The following is a 22,749-nucleotide window of genomic DNA, read 5'->3' on the forward strand; positions in this document are numbered from 1 at the left end:
GCCGTGCGCTGGGTGTGGGATTAAGAACAACCCTGTGGCGAGGGAGCTTGCTCCCGCTGGGCTGCGAAGCGGCCCCAAAAATCTTGCGGTCGCTACGCAACCGAGCGGGAGCAAGCTCCCTCGCCACGAAAAGCGGTTCGGTGCTGGTCAGTCGGGCTTTGCGATCTTCCAGACGCCGCCCTTGCCGTCGCCGGTCTTGTCACCCGCCTTCTTGTCGCCGACGAAGGTGTACAACGGATCGCCGTCATAGGCCCACTGTGACGCGCCATCATCACGCGTGATCACGGTCCATTCGCCTGAAGGAGTCGCGGTGCTTTCAGCCTTGAGTGGTGGCCAGTTTTCGGCGCATTTATCGTTGCACATCGACTTGCCGCCGTCGTCCTTGTCATAGGTGTACAACGTCATGCCCTTATGATCGACCAGCACGCCATCCTTGACCATTGCCGGTTCGCCAGCCGCAAGCGCCATTCCCGGCAGCGCCAGCGCAGCTACCAGCCCCAACGCCTTGAGGGATCGAGTGTAATAAGCCATGGAAACCTTCCTTTGCAGTTGTCAGGATTCGGACCCAAAAGCCTAGCCCAAGATCGCCTCTGCTGCCGTCCGGGGAAATAACTGTCACACGACTGCAATAATTCCGTTATCTAATGCGGCGCAAGACAGTTAAATGACAAGAGGATTACCCCATGGTTGGCAGGAGCATTCTGATCGTCGACGACGAGGCGCCCATCCGCGAGATGATCGCCGTTGCGTTGGAGATGGCCGGCTATGACTGCATGGAAGCAGAAAACTCCCAACAGGCCCACGCCATCATCGTCGATCGCAAGCCCGACCTGATCCTGCTGGACTGGATGCTGCCAGGCACCTCCGGCATCGAGCTGGCCCGGCGTCTCAAGCGCGATGAGCTGACGGGTGACATCCCGATCATCATGCTCACCGCCAAGGGCGAAGAAGACAACAAGATCCAGGGCCTGGAAGTCGGTGCCGACGATTACATCACCAAGCCGTTTTCCCCTCGGGAGCTGGTGGCGCGCCTCAAGGCCGTGCTGCGTCGTGCCGGGCCGACCGATGGCGAAGCGCCGATCGAAGTTGGCGGCCTGCTGCTGGACCCGATCAGCCACCGCGTGACCATCGACGGCAAGCCCGCCGAGATGGGCCCGACCGAATATCGCCTGTTGCAGTTCTTCATGACTCACCAGGAGCGCGCCTACACCCGCGGGCAACTGCTGGATCAGGTCTGGGGCGGCAACGTGTACGTCGAGGAGCGCACCGTGGATGTGCACATCCGGCGCTTGCGCAAAGCCCTCGGCGACGCCTATGAGAATCTGGTACAAACCGTGCGCGGCACCGGTTATCGTTTTTCGACAAAGGCCTGACCCGAGCCCTTACCGCCCGACAAGCTGACAAGGACGCGCGCTCAAGTGAATCAAAACTGGCATGGCACCCTGATCCGCCACATGTTGTTGCTGGTGACCGGTTGCCTGTTGATCGGCCTGGTCACCGGCTACTACGGCTGGAGCCTGGCCGTGGGCCTGGCGCTTTACCTGGCCTGGACCCTCAAGCAATTGCTGCGCCTGCACGAGTGGCTGCGCCTGCACCAACCCGACGAGGCCCCGCCCGACGGCTACGGCTTGTGGGGCGAGGTGTTCGACAGCATCTACCACCTGCAACGGCGCGACCAGCGCGTTCGCGGCCGCCTGCAGGCAGTGATCGACCGCGTCCAGGAATCCACCGCCGCGCTCAAAGACGCGGTGATCATGCTCGACAGCGACGGCAACCTGGAATGGTGGAACCGCGCAGCAGAAACCCTGCTGGGCCTCAAGACGCCACAGGACAGCGGCCAGCCGGTGACCAACCTGGTGCGCCATCCGCGCTTCAAGGAATATTTCGAGCAAGACAATTACGCCGAACCGCTGGAAATCCCGTCGCCCACCAATGATCGGCTGCGCATCCAGCTGTACATCACCCGCTATGGCAACAACGAGCACCTGATGCTGGTGCGCGACGTGACGCGTATTCATCAACTGGAACAGATGCGCAAGGATTTCATCGCCAACGTGTCCCATGAACTGCGTACGCCATTGACGGTGATCTGCGGTTACCTGGAGACCCTGCTCGACAATGTCGAAGAGGTAAACCCGCGCTGGACCCGTGCCTTGCAACAGATGCAGCAGCAGGGCGGACGCATGCAGACCTTGCTCAACGACCTGCTGTTGCTGGCGAAGCTGGAAGCCACCGACTATCCCTCGGACAACCAGCCGGTGCCCATCGAGGACCTGTTGCAAGTCATTGCCGAAGATGCGCAGGAGTTGTCCGGTCCCAAGCAGCAGTCCATCACGCTTGAAGCAGACCCGACCGTGCAACTCAAGGGCAGCGAGGCGGAACTGCGCAGCGCGTTTTCCAACCTGGTGTTCAACGCGGTCAAATACACGCCTGAACAAGGGCGGATCCATGTGCGCTGGTGGGGCGATGAACAAGGCGCACACCTGAGCGTGCGCGATTCCGGCATCGGCATCGACAGCAAGCACCTGCCGCGCCTGACCGAGCGCTTCTACCGGGTCGACTCCAGCCGCAACTCCAACACTGGCGGAACCGGGCTCGGTCTGGCAATCGTCAAGCACGTGCTGCTGCGCCATCGTGGACGCATGGAAATCAGCAGCGTGCCCGGCCATGGCAGTACGTTTACCTGCCATTTCACCCCGGCGCAGGTGGTCCGCGGACGGCACTCCAGCCAAGACGAATGACGCCGGCGGGCGTTCCCCACTAGGCAATCGCCCGGTCAGCCGCTACATTGGCTGACTTGTGCCTGCCTTTTCAGGCGCCGATTTCTCATCATACGAACATACGGAACCTGCAAAACTCCATCATGGACCCTTCCCCTGGCTTGTCCCTCGCTACACTCTTCGCCGAATTCGGCATGATTCTTTTTGCTCTGATCCTGGTCTTGCTCAACGGTTTTTTCGTTGCGGCCGAATTTGCCATGGTCAAGCTGCGCTCGACCCGGGTCGAGGCCATTGCCGAACAGAACGGCTGGCGCGGGCACATCCTGCGCACTGTCCACAGCCAGCTCGACGCTTATCTGTCGGCCTGCCAGCTGGGTATCACCCTCGCCTCACTGGGGCTGGGATGGGTCGGCGAGCCGGCGTTCGCGCACATTCTCGAGCCGCTACTGGGCGCGGTCGGCGTCCAGTCGCCGGAAGTGATCAAGGGTGTGTCATTCTTCACCGCGTTCTTCATCATTTCCTACCTGCACATCGTGGTCGGCGAGCTGGCGCCCAAATCCTGGGCGATCCGCAAACCGGAACTGCTGTCGCTGTGGACGGCCGTACCGCTGTACCTGTTCTACTGGGCCATGTACCCGGCGATCTACCTGCTCAATGCCAGCGCCAATGCGATCCTGCGTATCGCCGGCCAGGGTGAGCCCGGCCCGCATCATGAACACCATTACAGCCGCGAGGAGTTGAAGCTGATCCTGCACTCCAGCCGTGGCCAGGACCCGAGCGACCAAGGCATGCGCGTGCTGGCCTCCGCCGTGGAAATGGGCGAGCTGGAGGTGGTGGACTGGGCCAACTCCCGGGAAGACCTGGTAACGCTGGAATTCAATGCCCCGCTCAAGGAAATCCTGGCGATGTTCCGTCGCCACAAGTTCAGCCGGTATCCGGTGTACGACAGCGAGCGCCAGGAATTCGTCGGCCTGCTGCACATCAAGGACCTGCTGCTGGAACTGGCGGCCCTGGACCACATCCCCGAATCGTTCAACCTGGCAGAACTGACCCGCCCGCTGGAGCGAGTATCGAGGCACATGCCGTTGTCGCAGCTGCTGGAGCAGTTCCGCAAGGGCGGGTCGCACTTCGCCGTGGTCGAGGAAGCCGACGGCAATATCATCGGCTACCTGACCATGGAAGACGTTCTGGAAGTGCTGGTGGGCGATATCCAGGACGAACACCGCAAGGCCGAGCGTGGCATCCTCGCCTATCAGCCGGGCAAGCTACTGGTGCGCGGCGACACCCCGCTGTTCAAGGTGGAACGCCTGCTGGGCATCGACCTGGACCACATCGAAGCGGAAACCCTGGCAGGGTTGGTCTACGAAACCCTGAAACGGGTGCCGGAAGAGGAAGAAGTGCTGGAAGTCGAAGGCCTGCGGATCATCATCAAGAAGATGAAAGGGCCGAAGATCATCCTGGCGAAGGTGTTGATGCTCGATTGAGTGTCGATCTGCCCGCAAGTTGAAGGCATAACCCACTGTGGCGAGGGAGCTTGCTCCCGCTGGGTCGCAAAGCGACCCCAAAAGCGACGACTGCTTCGCAGCCGAGCGGGAGCAAGCTCCCTCGCCACGAAAAGCCTTCTTGTCATCTCCCGTGCTATTGCTTGCCCAACGCAAAGTTGGGCAAGTCACCCACCGGCTGGTTGAACTGGTAGGGAATCGACACCAACCCCAGCCCGGTGTTGCGCTGGACCACGAAGTGCAGGTGCGGGCCGGAGCTGTTACCGGTGTTGCCTGATAGCGCCAGCGGCGTGCCCACCACGACCCGTTGCCCCTCCTGGACGCTCACCGAGCCCTTCTGCAGGTGCAGGTAGACTCCCATGGTCCCGTCATCGTGCAACACGCGCACAAAGTTGCCGGCAGGATCGGTGCCGCGCCCGGTCTGCTCGTTCTCGGTCTTGACCACGACCCCGCCACGCGCCGCGATGATAGGCGTGCCTTCGGGCATCGCGATGTCCATGGCGTAGCGGTTCTTCGGGCCGTAATGGCTGTATTGGCCGTTGGCGCCCTGGCTCAACCGGAACGGCCCGCCACGCCAGGGCAACGGATAGCGATAAGCTTGCGCCGTGCCTGCGGGGTCGCCCAGGGAGTATTCGAACCTTGGGGTATAAGCCAGTGGCCTGCCGGGCCGGGTGGCCGTCAGCAGCGCCAGGCGCAGGTTGCTGCGCGCCGGCAGCACGCGGCGGATCGGCCGGCTCGGCGCTCCGCTCACATTGCGCAACCCGGCGAAGCTCAGCTCGATTTCCACCGGCGCATAGAGGTCGTTGCGCACGTACACCGCGTCCGCGCCCTTCTGCTTCCTGATGTCGAGAAACACCTGGCGCTCCAGGCGCTCGACCATGCGATCACGAAATACGAACACCTGGGCGCCTTTGCTGGGGCGGTCACTGTAGGAGACCACGCCATTGGCGTCGGTGGATTTGTAGATGGTCATGGCCAAGGCCGGGGTGGCGGCCAGGACAAGACCACAGGCGAACAGCAACGGCACGAGCATGGGCAAGAATTCTGTCGAAATGAAGGCCTGCAAAGCAGCCTAGCAGCTGGGATGGACCAGCGTAGTCGACGGATGTTTCAAAATTGGATCGGCGGTCGGGTTGAAGCTGATGGCCTTTTCGTCGGGTCGCCGCCCGGAGCAGGCTCGCTCCCACAGTGATTTGCGCAGGCCACACAAATCTGTGCCCTACAAAAAACCTGTGGGAGCGAGCCTGCTCGCGAAAGCGGACTGACAGGCGCCGCCAGATCAGGCGCCCGGTACGAAGTGCTTCTGCGCCGTGCCGCGGGCGATCAGGCGGGAGATGTAGTCGAGTTTCTGCGGGTCTTTGTCGACGAAGCGGAAGGTCAGTTGCAGCCATTCGCTGTCAGGGGTCTGCTCATGGGCGACGATGGCGTGCAGGTAGCCGTTCAGACGAGCGGTTTCGGCGTTGTCGCCCTGCTCCATGTCCAGCACCGAGCTCTCCAGCACTTGCGGCAGGGTGTCGGTGCGCTTGACCACCAGCAACGCTTCCTTGAGGCTCAAGGCCTTGATCACGCATTGCTGGGTGCCGCTGGACAGGCGCAACTGGCCTTGGCCGCGATTGGCAGTGGGTGCGGACGCGGCAGGTGCCTTGACGGGCGGGCTGTTGAGCAAGCCACGTGCCGCCGGAGCGGCAGCCGCAGCGGGTGCAGGCGCGGCAGCGGGCTTGGCAAACGGGTTCGCCGCTGGCGCAGCCGCCGCAACCGGAGCGGCCTTGCCGCCGGTCAGGGCACTGAGCGAATCATTGCCGAACGCCGAATTCATCTTGGTCGGGGCGCTGTTCATCAACGTGTCGAGCTTGCCGACCTTGTTCAAGGCCTGCTTGACCTTGGTCAGCAACTGTTCGTTGGTGAAGGGTTTGCTGACGTAGCCGGAAACGCCGGCCTGGATCGCCTGGACCACGTTCTCCTTGTCGCCACGGCTGGTCACCATCACAAACGGCATGCCCTTGAGATTGTCCTGCTGGCGGCACCAGGTCAGCAATTCCAGGCCGGACATTTCTGGCATTTCCCAGTCGCACAGCACCAGGTCGAACGCTTCACGGGCCAGCAGGGCCTGGGCTTTCTTGCCGTTCACCGCGTCTTCGATGCGGATGCCTGGGAAGTAGTTGCGCAGGCACTTCTTCACCAAGTCACGAATGAACGAAGCATCGTCCACGACCAACACACTGACCTTACTCATCCAGATACACCTCTAAAAAATCCCGGCAAGCATACCGCCTTACTGATGGCACATCGCCAAAAACCTTCAGTCACGCCGGGACTTTTCGTTCGCGGGTGCTGCTTTTGATTAAAAAAACCGCAAAAAAAAGCCCGACCAGAAGGCCGGGCGCTTTTCTTGGCAATCTTACTTATCGTCAGTTTGGCCGGGAACATTAGCGGTTTCGGACGGGGTGCCCTCAACTTCTTCCTTCATCCGCTTGAGCCCCATGTGCCGGACATCGGTACCACGTACGAGGTAGATCACCAGTTCCGAGATGTTGCGTGCATGATCGCCGATACGTTCCAACGAACGCAGCACCCAGATGATGCTCAACACCCGGGAAATCGAACGCGGGTCCTCCATCATGTAGGTCGCCAGCTCACGCAGGGCGGTCTTGTACTCGCGATCGATGATCTTGTCGTACTGGGCCACCGACAGCGCCAGGTCGGCGTCGAAACGGGCGAAGGCGTCCAGCGCATCGCGGACCATGTTGCGCACCTGGTCACCAATGTGGCGAACCTCGACGTAGCCGCGCGGCGCTTCACCTTCTTCGCACAACTGGATGGCGCGACGAGCGATCTTGGTGGCTTCGTCGCCGATCCGCTCAAGGTCGATCACCGACTTGGAGATGCTGATGATCAGGCGCAGGTCGGAAGCCGCCGGCTGGCGACGGGCCAGGATGCGCAGGCATTCTTCGTCGATGTTGCGTTCCATCTGGTTGATCTGGTCATCAATCTCGCGCACTTGCTGGGCCAGGCCGGAGTCGGCCTCGATCAGCGCGGTCACCGCGTCGTTGACCTGCTTTTCCACCAGCCCGCCCATGGCCAGCAGGTGGCTGCGCACCTCTTCCAGCTCGGCGTTGAACTGCGCGGAAATGTGGTGGGTGAGGCCTTCTTTACTAATCATCTTTGGCGTCCTTGGAGCGTCCGGTAAGGTGCGGCGGACCGCAGCGTAGATTCAATGAGCAACAACGGCTTCCTAGCCGTAACGACCCGTGATGTAGTCCTCGGTCTGCTTCATGGCCGGATTGGTAAACAGGGTATCGGTGTCGCCAAACTCCACCAGCTTGCCCATGTACATGAACGCGGTGTAGTCGGACACCCGCGCCGCCTGCTGCATGTTGTGGGTCACGATGACGATGGTGAACTTGGACTTGAGCTCGTAGATCAGCTCCTCGACTTTCAGCGTCGAGATCGGGTCGAGTGCCGAGCAAGGTTCGTCGAGCAGCAGCACTTCCGGCTCCACGGCGATGGTGCGGGCGATCACCAGACGCTGCTGCTGCCCACCGGACAGGCCCAGCGCCGATTCGTGCAGGCGGTCCTTGACCTCATCCCACAGCGCCGCGCCCTTGAGTGCCCACTCCACGGCTTCATCGAGTACGCGCTTCTTGTTGATGCCCTGGATCCGCAAGCCGTAGACGACGTTCTCGTAGATGGTCTTGGGGAACGGGTTGGGCTTCTGGAACACCATGCCCACGCGACGACGCAGTTCGGCAACGTCTTCGCCCTTGCGGTAGATGTTGTTGCCGTAGAGGTTGATTTCGCCTTCGACGCGGCAGCCGTCCACCAGATCGTTCATGCGGTTGAAGGTGCGCAGCAAGGTCGACTTGCCGCAGCCCGACGGACCGATGAACGCGGTGACGCGCTGTTTCGGGATGTTCAGGCTGACATCGTACAGCGCCTGTTTCTGACCGTAGAACAGGTTCAGGCCGGGCACTTCGATGGCGACGGTTTCCTGAGCCAGGTTCAGGCTCTGCTTGTCGCGGCCCAGGGCCGACATGTTGATGCCGTGTGTAGGTGCGTCGTGTTGCATGGGAGGCTCCCTGTGCTAACAAATTCGGTTCGGAACGCCTGTGTGGCGGCCCCATGAAATTCCAATGTGGGAGCGAGCCTGCTCGCGAAGGGGGCCTTGAGGCCGCCAAAAGCTTCGCGAGCAGGCTCGCTCCCACAGACCCTCAACTATCCAGTGCCTTGTACTTCTCACGCAGGTGGTTACGGATCCACACCGCCGACAGGTTCAGGGTCGCGATCACCAGTACCAGCAGCAACGCCGTGGCGTAGACCAATGGCCGGGCTGCTTCGACGTTCGGGCTCTGGAAGCCGACGTCATAGATATGGAAGCCCAGGTGCATGATTTTCTGGTCCAGGTGCAGGTACGGGTAGTTGCCATCCAGCGGCAGCGACGGCGCCAGTTTCACCACGCCCACCAGCATCAGCGGCGCTACCTCGCCGGCGGCACGGGCCACGGCGAGGATCATGCCGGTCATCATCGCCGGGCTCGCCATCGGCAGGACGATTTTCCACAGCGTTTCGGCCTTGGTTGCACCGAGTGCCAGGGAACCCTCACGCACGGTCCGCGGAATCCGCGCCAGGCCTTCCTCGGTGGCCACGATCACCACCGGTACGGCCAGCAGCGCCAGCGTCAAGGAAGCCCAGAGCAGGCCCGGCGTGCCGAAGGTCGGTGCCGGCAAAGCCTCGGGGAAGAATAGCCGGTCAACCGAGCCGCCCAGCACATAGACGAAAAAACCCAGCCCGAACACGCCGTAGACGATGGCCGGAACGCCTGCGAGGTTGTTCACCGCGATGCGGATCAGGCGGGTCATCGGCCCCTGGCGCGCGTACTCACGCAGGTAGACCGCTGCCAGTACGCCGAACGGCGTGACGATCATCGCCATGATCAGGGTCATCATCACGGTGCCGAAAATCGCCGGGAAGATCCCGCCTTCAGTGTTGGCTTCACGCGGGTCGTCGCTGAGGAACTCCCAGACCTTGCTGAAGTAGAACCCCATCTTGGCGAACGTGCCCATGCCGTTTGGCTGGTAGGCGTGCACCACTTTGCCGATCTCGATCTCCACTTCCTTGCCGTTGGCATCGCGGGCCGTCAGGCTGTCGCGGTTGAACTGCGCATGCAGGTCGGTCAGGCGGGCTTCGATGTCCTTGTAGCGGGCGTTGAGTTCGGCGCGTTCGCTTTCCAGGTCAGCCTGGGCTGCGGCGTCGAGCTTGCCGTCAAGCTCCAGCTTGCGACCGTGCAGGCGGATGCGCTCGAGGCCGGCGTTGATCGCGCCGATGTCGACTTTTTCCAGGGTCTTGAGTTCGTCGGCCAACTGGTTGACCCGCTCGATACGCGCTTGCAGCTGCGGCCAGGCGGCTTCGCCCTCGGCGATGACCTTGCCTTGTTCCTTGACGTTGACCAGGTAACCGTAGAAGTTGCCCCACTCACGTCGCTCCAGAGCCATCAGCTCCGGCGGGGTCGCCTGGTTGCTCAGCCAGTCGCCGACGATCCAGGTGAAATCGGTGCCGTTGAGATCCCGGTTACCGACCTTGACCAGTTCGCGGGTCATGAACTCCGGGCCTTCGTCCGGCACCGGCAGGCCAGCGCTTTTCAGGCGCTCGCGAGGCACCTCTTCTTTCTGTACGACTTCGCCGACCACCAGGTGTGCCGGCATGCCCGGTACGTTGTAGCTGGCGTGGATCAGGTCGGCCGGCCAGAAGTGGCCCAGGCCGCGCACGGCAATCACCGCCAACAGGCCAATGGTCATGATGACCGCGATGGACACCGCGCCACCGCTGATCCAGACGCCCGGGGCGCCGCTCTTGAACCATCCTTTCAGGGAGTTCTGTTTCACAGACTTCTACCTTTCTTAAAGCGACGAATATTTCTTGCGCAGACGCTGACGGATCAGCTCGGCGAGGGTGTTCATGACGAAGGTGAACAACAGCAGCACCAAGGCCGACAGGAACAGCACGCGGTAATGGCTGCCGCCGACTTCCGACTCAGGCATCTCCACCGCAACGTTGGCCGCCAGGGTGCGCAGGCCTTCGAACAGGTTCATTTCCATCACCGGGGTGTTGCCGGTGGCCATCAGCACGATCATCGTCTCGCCCACCGCCCGGCCCATGCCGATCATCAGCGCCGAGAAGATGCCCGGGCTGGCGGTGAGGATGACCACGCGGGTCATGGTCTGCCACGGTGTCGCACCCAGGGCCAGCGAGCCCAGGGTCAGGCCCCGCGGCACACTGAACACGGCGTCTTCGGCGATGGAATAGATGTTCGGGATCACCGCGAAGCCCATCGCCAGGCCGACCACCAGGGCGTTGCGCTGGTCGTAGGTGATACCCAGGTCATGGGAGATCCACATGCGCATGTCGCCGCCAAAGAACCACGCTTCCATGTATGGGCTCATGTACAGCGAGAGCCAGCCGACGAACAGGATCACCGGGATCAGCAAGGCGCTTTCCCAGCCGTCCGGCACTCGCAGGCGAATGGATTCCGGCAGGCGGCTGAAAGCGAAACCGGCGACCAGGATGCCGATCGGCAGCAACATCAGCAGGCTGAAGATGCCCGGTAGATGCCCTTCGACGTACGGCGCCAGGAACAGACCGGCGAAGAAACCGAGGATCACCGTCGGCATCGCCTCCATCAGCTCGATCACCGGCTTGACCTTGCGACGCATGCCCGGGGCCATGAAGTAGGCGGTGTAGATCGCGGCGGCAACCGCCAGCGGCGCGGCCAGAAGCATCGCGTAGAACGCCGCTTTCAGGGTGCCGAAGGTCAGCGGCGACAGGCTCAGCTTGGGTTCGAAGTCGGTGTTGGCGGCAGTCGATTGCCAGACGTACTTGGGCTCATCGTAGTTTTCGTACCAGACCTTGCTCCACAAGGCGCTCCACGAGACTTCCGGGTGTGGGTTTTCCAGCACCAGCGGTTGCAGCTTGCCGCCCTGCTCCACGATCAGGCGGTTGGCCCGTGGCGACATGCCGAACAGGCCTTGGCCATCGACCACCTGGTCAACCAGCAAGGTGCGGTGGGCCGTGCTGTGGAACACGCCAAGCTTGCCGCCGGCGTCGAGCGCAACGAAGCCCTTGCGACGTTCTTCGGCGCTGATCTCGACGATGGGTGCGCTGCCCATCTGGAAGGTACGAATCTGTTTGAAACGCAGCTCGCCGTCCGGATCGCGAGCCATGAACCACTGGGCCAGGCCGCCCTTGGAATCACCGATGATCAGCGATATGCCACCGACCAACTGGGCAACGGCGGTGACTTGGGCGTCAGCGTTCTCGAGCAGCTTGTAGCGACCGTTGAGGCTCTTGTCCCGCAGGCTGAACACATCGGCCTGGGCGCGCCCGTTGACCACATACAGCCACTGCTGGCGCGGGTCGACGAAGATGTTTTTTACCGGCTCGGTCATCTGCGGCAGATCGATACGCGTCTGCTCGCTGGTGATTTCACCGGTCATCATGTTTTCTTCGCTGGTGAGCGACAACACATAGAGCTGCGCGCCGCTGGAGCCAGCCAGCAGCAACGTCGAATCGGTAGCGTTGAGGCTGACATGCTCCAGGGCCGCGCCCTGCTCGTTCAACGCGATCGGCACTTCACCGTAAGGGTATTCGATGGCCGGAGAGATGGTTTTCTTGCCGTCGGGGTAGCTGACTTTATAAGTGTGGCGGAACACCAGGGCCTGGCCATTGGAAAAGCCGATCGCCACCAGCGGGCTGCCGGGCTGATCTTCACCGATGGACGTCACAGTGGCGCCGGCCGGGATCGGCAGGTCGACACGCCGCAGTTCGGCACCGCTGTCGAGGTTGTAGAACAGCGCCACGCCTTTGTCGGAAACCCGCATAGCCACCTGGTTCTGTTCTTCGATGGCGATCATCAGCGGCTTGCCGGCGTCTTGTATCCAGGCAGGGGTAATCGAGTCCTTGGCGGTCAGGTCCGCGCCTTGGAACAGCGGCAGTACCACGTAGGCCAGGAAGAAAAAAATCAAAGTAATGGCGGCGAGGACGGCGAGGCCGCCAACCAGCACGTACCAACGGGTGAGGCGATCCTTGAGCGCGCGGATGCGGCGCTTGCGTTGCAGCTCAGGCGTATTGAAGTCAATGCGCTTGGGAGGGGAAGTCGTAGTCATTGTGGAGTTGGCCAGATCATTCATGCGCACACCCTAGCGATCCTGTATGACAGAAAGATGACAGTGAAGTGACGCAACAAATCCGCCGCCGGTGGGAACCGGCAGCGGATGGAAATTTGGTCTGTGGCAGCGAGCAAGCTCGCTCCCACAGGGGCCTGGGCTCAGGCGTTACTGCTTGGCGACGTTGCCGCCTTCCTGCAGACCCAGGTCAGCCAGTGCCTTGGCGGCGACTTTGGCTGGAACCGGGATGTAGCCGTCCTTGACCACGACTTCCTGGCCTTGCTTGGACAGGATCAGCTTGACGAACTCGGCTTCCAGCGGGGCCAGAGGCTTGTTCGGCGCCTTGTTGACGTAGACGTAGAGGAAACGCGACAGCGGATATTTGCCGTTCAGGGCGTTTTCTTCGGTGTCCTCGACGAACTCGCCGCCTTCCTTCTTGGCCAGGGCAACGGTTTTCACGCTGGCGGTCTTGTAGCCGATACCCGAGTAGCCGATGCCGTTAAGCGAGCTGCTGATCGACTGCACAACCGAAGCCGAACCTGGTTGTTCGTTGACGTTTGGCTTGTAGTCGCCTTTGCACAGGGCTTCTTCCTTGAAGTAGCCGTAGGTGCCGGACACCGAGTTGCGGCCAAACAGCTGGACTGGCTTGTTGGCCAGGTCGCCGGTCACGCCCAGGTCGCCCCAGGTCTTGACGTCAGCCTTGGCGCCGCACAGGCGAGTCGAGGAGAAAATCGCATCGACCTGAGCCATGGTCAGGTGCTTGATCGGGTTGTCCTTGTGCACGAATACCGCCAGGGCATCCACGGCAACCGGAATAGCGGTCGGCTTGTAGCCGTACTTCTGTTCGAAGGCTTGCAGCTCGTTGTCCTTCATCTTGCGGCTCATCGGGCCCAGGTTGGCGGTGCCTTCGGTGAGTGCGGGCGGCGCGGTGGAGGAACCGGCGGCCTGGATCTGGATGTTGACGTTCGGGTATTCCTTCTTGTAGTTCTCGGCCCACAAGGTCATCAGGTTAGCCAGGGTATCGGAGCCGACGCTGGACAGGTTGCCCGACACACCAGTGGTCTTGGTGTAGCTCGGGATCGCAGGGTCAACAGCGGCAACCGCGTTGGCAGTCGCGACGCCAGCAGCGACAAACGTCATTGCCGCCATCAAACGCTTCAGTTTCATGCCTTACTCCTAGCAGATAGGGTGTGTTAAGTCGGCCAAGTATCGATAAGCCGTATGAACACTCTATGGCTGAAATATGACAATTGGATGAAAGGCCAGCATTGGCTTTTGCAGGATGATTCATGGTGCGCCCATCGCGAGCAAGCTCGCTCCCACAGAGGATATGCGATAAACACCGAACCCTGTGGGAGCGAGCTTGCTCGCGATGAGGCCAGTACAGGCAGTGAAAGACCAGGGCCTAGCGGCCCTTCTTCCAGAGGTACCCACCAATCAACATCCCGATCCCGCAGATGATCGCTACGTAGTACGCCGGCCCCATCGGGCTCTCTTTCAACAGCAGGGTCACGATCATCGGGGTCAGCCCGCCGAAGATCGCGTAGGCCAGGTTGTAGGAGAACGACAGTCCGCTGAAGCGCACCACGGCCGGGAAGGCATTGACCATAACGTAGGGCACCGCGCCGATGGTACCCACCAGCAAGCCGCTCAAGGCGTAGAGCGGGAACAACCACTCGGGGTGCTCGGACAGGCTGTGGTAGAAGGTCCAGAAGGTGATCAGCAGCAAGCCACTACCAAAGACGAATACCCGGCCGGCGCCGAAGCGGTCAGCCAGCACACCCGCGCCGATACAGCCGAAACTGAGGAATACGATCGCCAGGCTATTGGCCTGCAACGCGGTGGTCGGGCTGAAGTGGTACACGGTCTGCAGCACGGTGGGGGTCATCAGGATCACCACGATGACGCCCGCCGACAACAGCCAGGTCAGCAGCATCGAAATGGCGATGGCGCCGCGATGATCACGCAGCACCGCGCGCAACGGCACTTCTTCGGCCAGGGCCTTGCGCAATTGCAGCTCGGCGAATACCGGGGTTTCGTGGAGCCAGCGGCGCAGGTACACCGAAAACAGGCCGAACACGCCGCCCAGCAGGAACGGGATCCGCCAGGCGTAATCCGCCACTTCCACCGGCGTATAAATGCTGTTGATGGCCGTGGCAACCAGCGAACCCAGCAAAATCCCCGCCGTCAGGCCGCAGGTCAGCGTGCCGCAGGCATAGCCGATATGGCGCGCCGGCACGTGTTCGGAAACGAATACCCAGGCGCCTGGCACTTCGCCGCCAATCGCGGCGCCCTGGATTACCCGCATCAGCAGCAACAGGATCGGTGCCCACATGCCGATCTGCGCGTAAGTAGGCAGCAGCCCCATGATCAGGGTCGGCACGGCCATCATGAAGATGCTCAGGGTGAACATCTTCTTGCGTCCCAGCAGGTCGCCGAAGTGGGCCATGATGATCCCGCCCAGCGGCCGGGCCAGGTAACCGGCGGCAAAGATGCCGAACGTCTGCATCAGGCGCAGCCACTCGGGCATCTCGGCCGGGAAGAACAATTTGCCGACCACGGTGGCAAAGAATACGAAAATGATGAAATCGTAGAATTCCAGCGCACCGCCCAGGGCAGAAAGCGACAGGGTCTTGTAGTCGTTACGGGTCAGCGGACGGGCGGGTTGTGCGGGTGTCGCCGTGCTCGAAGGCGCAGTGGTCATGGCAAGGGCTTCTCTTATAGTCGATTCTGCGGCCCCGACAACGCTGAATGGGCGCCCGGGCAGGTTCGGCACGATAGCAAATTGTTCGAAAAAGCACATAGAGGCGCGTAATTGACAGTCGAAATCAGAACCGAGTGGTCGTCTCGACGACTATCGCCCGATATACTCGCAACCTTGCAACACTTTGTAAGGGGTTGCTGTGCGAAAACGTCGTTGGTGGCGCAATACGAGATCAGCCGGTTTCGCAGAGTTTCCCTTTGGCACGCCTTGACGAAAAACGTGACGAACGCGGCATGTTCGGGCTGAATCGTTTTTTTAAGGACGGCTACTCACCTGAAGTACAAGACAGCGTTACGGGTCAGAGGCACCCCCGGCATGATAGAGCTCGAACAAGAAGATCCAATCCCGCAGGGCGATCTGGCCCTGCAAATCACCGCGCTTCCCCGAGAGACCAACGGCTTCGGGGATATTTTCGGCGGTTGGCTGGTGTCCCAGATGGACCTGGCCGGCACCGCGATGGCCAGCAAGGTTGCCGGCGGCCGCGTGGCCACCGTGGCGATCGATCGCATGGCGTTCCTGGTGCCGGTGGCAGTGGGTGCGCAATTGTCGTTCTACACCCAGGCCCTGGAAATCGGCCGGAGCTCGATCCAGATGATGGTCGAGGTCTGGAGTGACGACCCATTGTCCAGCGAATGGCGCAAGGTCACCGAAGCGGTGTTCGTGTTCGTCGCCATCGATGGCAGTGGTCGTACCCGCTCGGTTCCACCTCGGGCGCGTTAAACACGGCGGCCGTTTTGCGGTCCATTGCAGTCCATGTTCCTGAACGAGATTTGCAGCATGCCAACGCCTAACGTCGAAGCCGTCAAACTGGATGAACTGAACGGTTGGCGTATCCGCCACGGTCAGGCCGAGTTGCTCGTGGCCCAGCAAGGCGCGCACGTTCTCAGCTATCAGGTGGACGGCCAGCCGCCGCTGATCTGGCTCAACGACCAGGCCACTTTCAAGACCGGCAAGAGCATCCGTGCCGGCGTACCGGTGTGCTGGCCGTGGTTCGGCAACCTGACGCGCAACCCCGACAGCGTCCAGGCCATGCGCGTCAGCAACGAACCGGCCACCGCCCACGGCCTGGTACGGGCAATGGATTGGGAACTCAAGGGCATCGAAGCCGAGGGTGAAAGCCTGAAGATCGAATTCGTGCTGCCCTACCCCGAAAACGGTTTGTCCGGCTGGCCCCATCAGGTCGACCTGACCTTGACCATCGTCATGGACGAGCAACTGCATATCCATCTGACCAGCCATAACCGTGGCAGCGAAACCGTCAACCTGAGCCAGGCGCTGCACAGCTATTTCGCGGTCAGCGACGTGCGCAACGTGCATGTCGACGGAGTGGATGGCTTGCGCTACGTCGAGACCCTGGATGACTGGAACGTCCATACCCAGGCCGGCGAGCTGCATTTTGCCGGCGAAACCGACCGGATCTATCTCGAGACGCCGCCAACGCTGAGCATCGTCGACGCGCATTGGCAGCGACGCATCGAATTGACCGCTACCGGTTCACGCTCGGCGGTGATCTGGAACCCCTGGACCGAACGGGCCAAGGCCTTCAGCGACATGGCCGATGATGGCTGGCAACGCATGCTCTGCATCGAGACGGCCAATGTGATGGATGACGTGGTGACGTTGTTGCCGGATGCCAGCCATACGCTGGGCGTGAGCATTCGCAGCAAACCGCTCTAAACCACACCGTTAAACCACTGTGGGAGCGAGCTTGCTCGCGATAGCGGACTGACAGTCAACATCAGCGTCGACTGACACACCGCCATCGCGAGCAAGCTCGCTCCCACATTGGGTTTTGTGTCAGACCCACCAGCCTCTACAAATCCGCCTCCTGCACCACCCGCACCTTCTGCGCCTCCATCGCATACGCCGCGCTCGCCAGGTCGTTGTCGACCTTTTCGATCTTCAGCGTGCCGGTGACCCACAGCGGCGTGTAGATATCATCCAGCTTCAAGCCCTTGGGATAACGCACCAGCACCAATTGATTGGGTGGCGGTGGCGGGACGTGGATGCAGGCACCGGGGTAAGGCACCAGGAAAAAGAGCGTGCTACGGCCCTTGGCGTCGGTTTCCAGCGGCACCGGGTATCCGCCGATGCGGATGTGCTTGTCGTTCATTGATGCCACGGTCTTGGTCGAATACATCACCGCCGGCAAGCCTTTGCTCTGCTTCAGGCCACCCTTTTCGGTGAAGGTGCCGTTGGCTTCGGGGGAGTTGTGATCGATCTCGGGCATGGCCTCGAGGGCCTTCTGGTCCGACTTGGGCATCAGTTCGAGCCAGTCGGTTTCGGGCAGCTCGGCGGCGTGGGCCAGGCCAGTGCCCAGCAGAAGGAAGGTCAGCAGTAGACGGCGCATGTAAGGGCTCGGCATAAGGAAAAATACGACGCCGGGCATTCTAGCCCTCCGCGCGCGCCACGCGCAGAGGACTTTCGCGCTTTGATCAGTTCCTTTTGATCAGGCCGTAGATCACCAGCAGCACCACCGCGCCCACCAGGGCTCCGAGGAAACCAGCGCCTTCGCCTGCCTGATAGATGCCTAGGGCCTGGCCGCCGTAAGTGGCCGCCAGTGAACCGCCGATACCCAGCAGGATAGTCATGATCCAGCCCATGCTGTCATCGCCAGGCTTCAGGAAACGTGCGAGCAGGCCAACGATCAGGCCGATAAAAATGGTTCCGATGATTCCCATGGTATTCCCCTCTAATTGAGTAGCTATGCCAAAGCCTAGTCAGACTTTGGCACCTTGCCATGAGAGAAGACGGCCGACGAATGGTTCCACCGATGTTTCAGATTATTGCTCGGCGATCAGCGTCTCGACCTTGATGATCTGCTGGGCCAGCGTGGCCCGGTCGGCGCAACGCAGGTTGGCGTGACCAACCTTGCGCCCGACCTTGAACGCCTTGCCGTAGTGATGCAGGTGGCAGTCGGCGATCGCCAGGACCTTCTCGGTGTCCGGCACCTTGCCGATGAAGTTCAGCATCGCGCTTTCGCCGACCTTGGCCGTCGACCCCAGCGGCAGCCCGGCGACCGCCCGCAGGTGGTTTTCGAACTGGCTGCACTCGGCGCCTTCGGTGGTCCAGTGCCCGGAGTTGTGCACGCGCGGGGCGATTTCATTGGCCTTGAGGCCGCCATCCACTTCAAAGAACTCGAACGCCATGACGCCGACATAATCGAGCTGCTTGAGTACCCGGCTGGAGTAGTCTTCAGCCAGGGCTTGCAGCGGGTGGTCGGTGCTGGCGACGGACAGCTTGAGGATGCCGTCCTTATGGGTGTTGTGCACCAGCGGGTAGAAACGGATTTCACCGTCACGGGCACGCACGGCGATCAGCGAGACTTCGCCGGTGAAAGGCACGAAGCCTTCCAGCAGGCAGCCGACGCTGCCCAGCTCGGCGAATGTGCCGGGGACGTCTTCCGGGTTGCGCAGGACCTTCTGGCCCTTGCCGTCGTAACCCAGGGTGCGGGTCTTGAGCACGGCCGGCAGGCCGATGGACGCAACGGCGGCTTCCAGGTCGGCCTGGGACTGAATGTCGGCGAAGGCCGGGGTCGGAATGCCCAGGTCCTTGAACATGTTCTTTTCGAACCATCGATCACGGGCGATGCGCAAGGCTTCGGCGCTCGGGAAGACCGGGACGAGCTGGGACAGGAAGGCAACGGTCTCGGCCGGGACGCTTTCGAACTCGAAGGTCACCAGGTCGACTTCATCGGCCAGCTGGCGCAGATGGTCCTGATCGCCGTAATCGGCACGCAGGTGTTCACCCAGCGCTGCGGCACAGGCGTCCGGCGCCGGATCCAGGAAAGCGAAGTTCATCCCCAACGGCGTACCCGCCAGAGCCAACATGCGACCCAACTGGCCGCCACCGATTACACCGATCTTCATTCGTCAACAACCTCAGGCAATGCGTGGGTCTGGATTGTCCAGGACGCTGTCTGTCTGCTCAGCGCGGAATTTTTTCAGCACGGTATGAAACTGCGGATGCTTGGCGCCCAGGATACTCGCCGACAACAGGGCTGCGTTGATCGCGCCGGCCTTGCCGATGGCCAGGGTGGCAACCGGGATGCCGGCCGGCATCTGCACGATCGACAGCAACGAATCGACACCCGAGAGCATCGATGACTGTACCGGCACGCCCAGTACCGGCAAGTGCGTCTTGGCCGCGCACATGCCAGGCAGGTGAGCCGCGCCGCCGGCGCCGGCGATGATCACTTCGATGCCACGCGCCTCGGCTTCTTCGGCGTACTGGAACAGCAGGTCCGGGGTGCGGTGGGCGGACACCACTTTCACCTCGTAGGGGATGCCGAGCTTTTCCAGCATATCGGCGGTGTGGCTAAGGGTGGACCAATCGGACTTGGAGCCCATGATCACGCCAACCAGTGCACTCATCGTCGTGCCTCTTCTCTCTGGGCGCCCTGGGGCGCGTCAAAAAACAACAAGCCACGCAGGAAACCGGCGTGGCTTGTTGTACGAATTATGGCCGGGTGGACCGACCGAAGGCCGGGCAGTATACCGAAAATGGCGGATTAAACGCACTTTCGCCGACCATCTGTCGTTTGCGCTAAAGCGGCGGTTTTATTGACTCGAAGGTCAGCTGAATAACAACACAGATCCCTGTGGGAGCGAGCTTGCTCGCGATAGCGTCAGGTCAGTCACCGCAGCTGTGAATGCCAGGGCCTCATCGCGAGCAAGCTCGCTCCCACAGGGGAGATGCGTTGTTTTCAAGATCCGATGGCACCCTGCGCCGCGCCACCCTCCAGCTTGCGCCACAACAACCGCACATTGGCCTTGCGCACCAGGGCGCAGCGGTACAGGCGGATTTCCAGCGGCACGTGCCATTGCGCCCCGCCGCAGATCACCAGCTCGCCCCGGGCCAGTTCGTTGCGCACACTCAGGTGCGGCACCCAGGCGATGCCCAGGCCTTCCAGCGCCATGCTTTTCAGGCTGTCGGCCATGGCCGTCTCGTAGACCGTGGTGAAACGCAGGGCGCGCTGGCGCAACAACTGGTTCACCGAACGGCCCAGAAAAGCGCCGGCGCTGTAGGCGAGCAGGGGCACGCTGGTCTCGCCCTCCAGGTCGAACAACGGCTTGCGGTCGGCATCGGCCGCGCAGACGGGGAGCATTTCGGTCTGGCCCAGGTGCAACGATGGGAAGATCTCCGGGTCCATCTGCATCGCCGAATCCGGGTCGTAGAAGGCCAGCATCAAGTCGCAGCCCCCTTCACGCAGGGCATGCACGGCATCACCGACATTGGTCGCCACCAGCCGTGTGGCGATGTTCATGCCTTCGTTGCGCAACTGGGCGATCCAGCGCGGAAAGAAACCCAACGCCAGGGAATGTGCCGCCGCTACCTGGATAACTTCGCCCTGCCCGCCCTCCAGGTGGTGCAAGTGCCGCAGCACTTCGCCCAACTGCTCGACCACCGTACGCGCCGTCACCAGGAACAGCTGTCCCGCCGCGGTCAGTTCGATCGGCGTGCGGGAGCGGTTGACCAGGGTCAGCCCCAGCGCCGCCTCCAGGCTGCGGATCCGCCGGCTGAATGCTGGTTGCGTCACGAAGCGGCGCTCGGCCGCCTGGGAAAAACTGCGCGTCGCGGCCAAGGCACTGAAGTCCTCCAGCCATTTGCTTTCAAGATTCATCTCCGTCCTCCCGTAGGACGCACCAAAACAGGTCACACGTTCGCCGCGTCATCGGCGTCACACGCACATTATGCCGAATGTGCATAGGCCAGTGTTTAACAGCATTGGCCCTAAATTTTCTGAAAGCCTAGGATCCACAGCGTTCCGGCTCAGACCGGGTCCTTATCGAGATGATTGACATCATGTCCTCCGCTGCATCATTCCGCACAGAAAAAGACCTGCTTGGCGTACTCGAAGTACCGGCGCAAGCGTATTACGGCATCCAGACCCTGCGAGCGATCAACAACTTTCGTCTCTCCGGCGTCCCGATCTCGCATTACCCGAAACTGGTGGTCGGTCTGGCAATGGTCAAGCAAGCCGCCGCTGACGCCAACCGTGAGTTGGGCCAGCTCAGCGAAGCCAAGCACGCCGCCATCAGCGAAGCCTGTGCACGATTGATCCGCGGTGATTTCCACGACGAATTCGTAGTGGACATGATCCAGGGCGGCGCCGGCACGTCGACCAACATGAATGCCAACGAAGTCATCGCCAACATCGCGCTGGAGGCCATGGGTCACCAGAAGGGCGAATACCAGTATCTGCATCCGAACAACGACGTGAACATGGCGCAGTCGACCAACGACGCCTACCCGACTGCGATCCGCCTGGGTCTGCTGCTGGGCCACGACGCGTTGCTGGCCAGCCTCGACAGCCTGATCCAGGCGTTCGCCGCCAAGGGCGAGGAATTCAGCCACGTGCTGAAAATGGGCCGTACCCAACTGCAAGACGCCGTGCCGATGACGCTGGGACAGGAATTCCGCGCCTTCGCCACCACCTTGAGCGAAGACCTGGCGCGCCTGAAAACCCTGGCGCCTGAATTGCTCACCGAAGTGAACCTGGGCGGCACCGCCATCGGTACCGGCATCAACGCCGATCCGCGTTACCAGGCCCTGGCCGTACAACGCCTGGCGACCATCAGCGGCCAACCGCTGGTTCCGGCCGCCGACCTGATCGAAGCGACCTCCGACATGGGCGCCTTCGTGCTGTTCTCCGGCATGCTCAAGCGCACCGCGGTCAAGCTGTCGAAGATCTGCAACGACTTGCGCCTGCTGTCCAGCGGCCCACGCACCGGCATCAACGAGATCAACCTGCCGGCCCGCCAGCCAGGCAGTTCGATCATGCCTGGCAAGGTCAACCCGGTGATCCCTGAAGCGGTGAACCAGGTCGCGTTCCAGATCATCGGCAACGACCTGGCGCTGACCATGGCGGCCGAAGGCGGCCAACTGCAACTGAACGTGATGGAGCCGCTGATCGCCTTCAAGATCTTCGACTCGATCCGCCTGCTGCAACGGGCCATGGACATGCTGCGTGAGCATTGCATCGTCGGCATCACCGCCAACGAAGCGCGCTGCCGCGAACTGGTCGAGCACTCGATCGGCCTGGTTACCGCCCTGAACCCGTACATCGGCTATGAAAACGCCACCCGCATCGCCCGCGTTGCCCTGGAAAGCGGCCGCGGCGTGCTGGAACTGGTGCGCGAGGAAGGCTTGCTCGACGACGCCATGCTCGACGACATCCTGCGCCCGGAAAACATGATTGCCCCGCGTCTGGTCCCACTGAAGGCTTGATCGACGCGACCACTGCTCACCAGGTCGAGGGACTAGACACCTCTCACCTTTTGAGGGCTTGGGGACTCGTTCCCCAGGCCCTTTTTTTTAACCGACAACTGAAAGCGGGAGCAAATTTGTAGGAGCAAGCCTACTCGCGATAAACAGCGACGCGCTGCCGTTGTACCCCGCGTCGCCAGCTATCTGGAGCCGGCTCACTTCCACAAGAACCTGACCGATAGGCCAGGAGATACAAGGGTCCGTTTCGTCGCACGCACCACAACTGTGCAGACGGGCGCCGCACTGATAGGTATAGTGCCGCCCCTCTTCGCATGAGTGGTCGTCGGTAGCGAGACCTCACAACATGCGAAAACCGAACTAATAACAAACCCGCGAAG

Annotated in this window: 20 protein-coding genes; 6 read left to right on the top strand and 14 right to left on the bottom strand. The window is 61.7% G+C overall.

The window, feature by feature from the left end; all coding sequences use genetic code 11:
- Positions 1-147: 147 nt before the first annotated feature.
- Positions 148-531, bottom strand: coding sequence for a COG4315 family predicted lipoprotein (locus tag J3P94_RS00120; protein WP_434570569.1), 384 nt, complete (start codon positions 529-531; stop codon positions 148-150).
- A gap of 152 nt (positions 532-683) precedes the next feature.
- Between J3P94_RS00120 and phoB the strand changes: the two genes are divergently transcribed.
- The 3 genes from phoB (at position 684) to J3P94_RS00135 (ending at position 4,204) form a co-directional block, all read left to right on the top strand.
- The gene (phoB, locus tag J3P94_RS00125) at positions 684-1,373 is read left to right on the top strand and encodes a phosphate regulon transcriptional regulator PhoB (protein ID WP_003177195.1); all 690 of its coding nucleotides are present in this window, start codon (positions 684-686) and stop codon (positions 1,371-1,373) included.
- An 81-nt stretch (positions 1,374-1,454) separates the two neighbouring features.
- A complete protein-coding gene (gene phoR / locus J3P94_RS00130) occupies positions 1,455-2,741 on the top strand; it encodes a phosphate regulon sensor histidine kinase PhoR (RefSeq protein WP_434574319.1) in 1,287 nt (428 codons plus the stop codon).
- 122 nt (positions 2,742-2,863) lie between these two features.
- A complete protein-coding gene (locus J3P94_RS00135; RefSeq protein ID WP_186611377.1) occupies positions 2,864-4,204 on the top strand; it encodes a hemolysin family protein in 1,341 nt (446 codons plus the stop codon).
- 154 nt (positions 4,205-4,358) lie between these two features.
- Here the strand turns inward: J3P94_RS00135 and J3P94_RS00140 are convergent, their stop codons facing one another.
- From J3P94_RS00140 to J3P94_RS00175, 8 genes are all read right to left on the bottom strand, one after another.
- Positions 4,359-5,255, bottom strand: a complete 897-nt coding sequence (locus tag J3P94_RS00140; RefSeq protein WP_434570571.1) for a peptidoglycan DD-metalloendopeptidase family protein — start codon at positions 5,253-5,255, stop codon at positions 4,359-4,361.
- Positions 5,256-5,501: 246 nt separating this feature from the next.
- The gene (locus tag J3P94_RS00145) at positions 5,502-6,455 is read right to left on the bottom strand and encodes a response regulator (protein WP_434570573.1); all 954 of its coding nucleotides are present in this window, start codon (positions 6,453-6,455) and stop codon (positions 5,502-5,504) included.
- Between the two features lie 165 nt (positions 6,456-6,620).
- On the bottom strand, positions 6,621-7,382 hold the full coding sequence (gene phoU, locus J3P94_RS00150) for a phosphate signaling complex protein PhoU (protein ID WP_072397242.1): 762 nt from the start codon (positions 7,380-7,382) through the stop codon (positions 6,621-6,623).
- A 72-nt stretch (positions 7,383-7,454) separates the two neighbouring features.
- Complete coding sequence (pstB, locus tag J3P94_RS00155; RefSeq protein ID WP_434570575.1) at positions 7,455-8,288, bottom strand: phosphate ABC transporter ATP-binding protein PstB; 834 nt, start codon at positions 8,286-8,288, stop codon at positions 7,455-7,457.
- A gap of 142 nt (positions 8,289-8,430) precedes the next feature.
- Positions 8,431-10,101, bottom strand: a complete 1,671-nt coding sequence (gene pstA, locus J3P94_RS00160; RefSeq protein ID WP_434570577.1) for a phosphate ABC transporter permease PstA — start codon at positions 10,099-10,101, stop codon at positions 8,431-8,433.
- Positions 10,102-10,116: 15 nt separating this feature from the next.
- Complete coding sequence (locus J3P94_RS00165; protein WP_434574320.1) at positions 10,117-12,150, bottom strand: ABC transporter permease subunit; 2,034 nt, start codon at positions 12,148-12,150, stop codon at positions 10,117-10,119.
- A 396-nt stretch (positions 12,151-12,546) separates the two neighbouring features.
- Positions 12,547-13,545: a phosphate ABC transporter substrate-binding protein PstS gene (locus tag J3P94_RS00170; protein WP_092333675.1), complete on the bottom strand. Its 999-nt coding sequence runs from the start codon at positions 13,543-13,545 to the stop codon at positions 12,547-12,549.
- A 238-nt stretch (positions 13,546-13,783) separates the two neighbouring features.
- Positions 13,784-15,082 carry an MFS transporter gene (locus tag J3P94_RS00175; protein ID WP_434570579.1) on the bottom strand — a complete coding sequence of 433 codons (1,299 nt, stop codon included), beginning with the start codon at positions 15,080-15,082 and terminating at the stop codon, positions 13,784-13,786.
- Positions 15,083-15,457: 375 nt separating this feature from the next.
- Between J3P94_RS00175 and J3P94_RS00180 the strand changes: the two genes are divergently transcribed.
- Together J3P94_RS00180 and J3P94_RS00185 are read left to right on the top strand one after the other, a co-directional pair.
- On the top strand, positions 15,458-15,862 hold the full coding sequence (locus J3P94_RS00180) for an acyl-CoA thioesterase (RefSeq protein WP_003177184.1): 405 nt from the start codon (positions 15,458-15,460) through the stop codon (positions 15,860-15,862).
- Positions 15,863-15,919: 57 nt separating this feature from the next.
- Positions 15,920-16,819, top strand: coding sequence for a D-hexose-6-phosphate mutarotase (locus tag J3P94_RS00185; protein WP_434570581.1), 900 nt, complete (start codon positions 15,920-15,922; stop codon positions 16,817-16,819).
- Positions 16,820-16,955: 136 nt separating this feature from the next.
- Here the strand turns inward: J3P94_RS00185 and J3P94_RS00190 are convergent, their stop codons facing one another.
- The 5 genes from J3P94_RS00190 to J3P94_RS00210 form a co-directional block, all read right to left on the bottom strand.
- The gene (locus tag J3P94_RS00190) at positions 16,956-17,492 is read right to left on the bottom strand and encodes a DUF3299 domain-containing protein (protein ID WP_305497682.1); all 537 of its coding nucleotides are present in this window, start codon (positions 17,490-17,492) and stop codon (positions 16,956-16,958) included.
- An 85-nt stretch (positions 17,493-17,577) separates the two neighbouring features.
- Positions 17,578-17,823 carry a GlsB/YeaQ/YmgE family stress response membrane protein gene (locus tag J3P94_RS00195; protein ID WP_256229514.1) on the bottom strand — a complete coding sequence of 82 codons (246 nt, stop codon included), beginning with the start codon at positions 17,821-17,823 and terminating at the stop codon, positions 17,578-17,580.
- Between the two features lie 102 nt (positions 17,824-17,925).
- Positions 17,926-19,011 carry a 5-(carboxyamino)imidazole ribonucleotide synthase gene (locus tag J3P94_RS00200; RefSeq protein WP_434570583.1) on the bottom strand — a complete coding sequence of 362 codons (1,086 nt, stop codon included), beginning with the start codon at positions 19,009-19,011 and terminating at the stop codon, positions 17,926-17,928.
- A 12-nt stretch (positions 19,012-19,023) separates the two neighbouring features.
- The gene (gene purE / locus J3P94_RS00205) at positions 19,024-19,515 is read right to left on the bottom strand and encodes a 5-(carboxyamino)imidazole ribonucleotide mutase (protein ID WP_003196369.1); all 492 of its coding nucleotides are present in this window, start codon (positions 19,513-19,515) and stop codon (positions 19,024-19,026) included.
- Positions 19,516-19,847: 332 nt separating this feature from the next.
- Positions 19,848-20,765: a LysR substrate-binding domain-containing protein gene (locus tag J3P94_RS00210; RefSeq protein WP_305497684.1), complete on the bottom strand. Its 918-nt coding sequence runs from the start codon at positions 20,763-20,765 to the stop codon at positions 19,848-19,850.
- A gap of 182 nt (positions 20,766-20,947) precedes the next feature.
- On the opposite strand from J3P94_RS00210, the gene aspA reads away from it, so the two are divergent.
- Positions 20,948-22,372: an aspartate ammonia-lyase gene (gene aspA / locus J3P94_RS00215; protein WP_434570586.1), complete on the top strand. Its 1,425-nt coding sequence runs from the start codon at positions 20,948-20,950 to the stop codon at positions 22,370-22,372.
- Positions 22,373-22,749: the final 377 nt, after the last annotated feature.

Origin of the sequence: Pseudomonas sp. Z3-8 (assembly GCF_051131975.1) — a bacterium.
Lineage (GTDB): Bacteria > Pseudomonadota > Gammaproteobacteria > Pseudomonadales > Pseudomonadaceae > Aquipseudomonas.

What these genes read in the sequence shown, in the direction of transcription:
- J3P94_RS00120 (WP_434570569.1), bottom strand. Translation starts at nt 531, where the DNA reads ATGGCTTATTACACTCGATCCCTCAAGGCGTTGGGGCTGGTAGCTGCG.
- phoB (WP_003177195.1), top strand. Translation starts at nt 684, where the DNA reads ATGGTTGGCAGGAGCATTCTGATCGTCGACGACGAGGCGCCCATCCGC.
- phoR (WP_434574319.1), top strand. Translation starts at nt 1,455, where the DNA reads ATGTTGTTGCTGGTGACCGGTTGCCTGTTGATCGGCCTGGTCACCGGC.
- J3P94_RS00135 (WP_186611377.1), top strand. Translation starts at nt 2,864, where the DNA reads ATGGACCCTTCCCCTGGCTTGTCCCTCGCTACACTCTTCGCCGAATTC.
- J3P94_RS00140 (WP_434570571.1), bottom strand. Translation starts at nt 5,255, where the DNA reads ATGCTCGTGCCGTTGCTGTTCGCCTGTGGTCTTGTCCTGGCCGCCACC.
- J3P94_RS00145 (WP_434570573.1), bottom strand. Translation starts at nt 6,455, where the DNA reads ATGAGTAAGGTCAGTGTGTTGGTCGTGGACGATGCTTCGTTCATTCGT.
- phoU (WP_072397242.1), bottom strand. Translation starts at nt 7,382, where the DNA reads ATGATTAGTAAAGAAGGCCTCACCCACCACATTTCCGCGCAGTTCAAC.
- pstB (WP_434570575.1), bottom strand. Translation starts at nt 8,288, where the DNA reads ATGCAACACGACGCACCTACACACGGCATCAACATGTCGGCCCTGGGC.
- J3P94_RS00170 (WP_092333675.1), bottom strand. Translation starts at nt 13,545, where the DNA reads ATGAAACTGAAGCGTTTGATGGCGGCAATGACGTTTGTCGCTGCTGGC.
- J3P94_RS00175 (WP_434570579.1), bottom strand. Translation starts at nt 15,082, where the DNA reads ATGACCACTGCGCCTTCGAGCACGGCGACACCCGCACAACCCGCCCGT.
- J3P94_RS00180 (WP_003177184.1), top strand. Translation starts at nt 15,458, where the DNA reads ATGATAGAGCTCGAACAAGAAGATCCAATCCCGCAGGGCGATCTGGCC.
- J3P94_RS00185 (WP_434570581.1), top strand. Translation starts at nt 15,920, where the DNA reads ATGCCAACGCCTAACGTCGAAGCCGTCAAACTGGATGAACTGAACGGT.
- J3P94_RS00190 (WP_305497682.1), bottom strand. Translation starts at nt 17,492, where the DNA reads ATGCGCCGTCTACTGCTGACCTTCCTTCTGCTGGGCACTGGCCTGGCC.
- J3P94_RS00195 (WP_256229514.1), bottom strand. Translation starts at nt 17,823, where the DNA reads ATGGGAATCATCGGAACCATTTTTATCGGCCTGATCGTTGGCCTGCTC.
- J3P94_RS00200 (WP_434570583.1), bottom strand. Translation starts at nt 19,011, where the DNA reads ATGAAGATCGGTGTAATCGGTGGCGGCCAGTTGGGTCGCATGTTGGCT.
- purE (WP_003196369.1), bottom strand. Translation starts at nt 19,515, where the DNA reads ATGAGTGCACTGGTTGGCGTGATCATGGGCTCCAAGTCCGATTGGTCC.
- J3P94_RS00210 (WP_305497684.1), bottom strand. Translation starts at nt 20,765, where the DNA reads ATGAATCTTGAAAGCAAATGGCTGGAGGACTTCAGTGCCTTGGCCGCG.
- aspA (WP_434570586.1), top strand. Translation starts at nt 20,948, where the DNA reads ATGTCCTCCGCTGCATCATTCCGCACAGAAAAAGACCTGCTTGGCGTA.